The following is an 836-nucleotide window of genomic DNA, read 5'->3' as shown; positions in this document are numbered from 1 at the left end:
CACCTCCGCGCCCAGGCCCACCAGCTCGGCCCGCAACTCGGCCGCACCAGGCGCCTGCGGACCACGCCGGCTCGTCAACACCAGATGACGCACACCATGCTCAGTCACCAAATGCCGCGCGACCTGCGCGCCCAGCACACCCGTACCACCCGTGACCAGCACCGTACCCTCAGAGTCCAGCCGCGCCGGAACCGTCAGCACCACCTTGCCCACATGCCGGGCCTGACCCATGAACCGGAACGCCTCCGGCGCCCGCCGCACATCCCACACCGACACCGGCAACGGCGCCAGCACCCCCCGCTCGAACAACACCATCAACTCCGCAAACATCTCCCCAATACGCTCAGGCCCCGCCTCCATCAGATCAAACGCCCGATAATCCACACCCGGATACTCAACCGCCACCCCCCGCGCATCACGAACATCCGTCTTACCCATCTCCACGAACCGGCCACCACCACCTGCCGCCACCAACCGCAACGACGCATCCACGAACTCACCCGCCAAAGAATCCAGCACCACATCCACACCCCGCCCCCCCGTCGCAACACGGAACGACTCCTCAAAATCCAACGTCCGCGACGAAGCAATACGCACCTCATCCACACCCGCCGACCGCAGAACACCCCACTTACCAGGACTCGCCGTCCCCCACACCTCAGCCCCAAGATGCCGCGCCAACTGCACCGCAGCCATCCCCACACCACCAGCAGCCGCATGCACCAACACCGACTCACCCGACCGCACACGAGCCAGATCCACCAACCCGTAATACGCAGTCAAGAACACCACCGGCACCGACGCCGCCTCAACGAACGACCACCCCTCCGGCACCC

Annotated in this window: 1 protein-coding gene; it reads right to left on the bottom strand. The window is 66.0% G+C overall.

From position 1 onward, the window contains the following. Positions 1-836: zinc-binding dehydrogenase (locus ADK64_RS04980; RefSeq protein ID WP_234384463.1), on the bottom strand; the 836-nt coding region annotated here is incomplete at both ends.

This window comes from Streptomyces sp. MMG1121 (assembly GCF_001280015.1).
In the GTDB taxonomy this organism is placed as follows: domain Bacteria; phylum Actinomycetota; class Actinomycetes; order Streptomycetales; family Streptomycetaceae; genus Streptomyces.
This window is presented reverse-complemented; position numbering and strand designations above follow the sequence as displayed.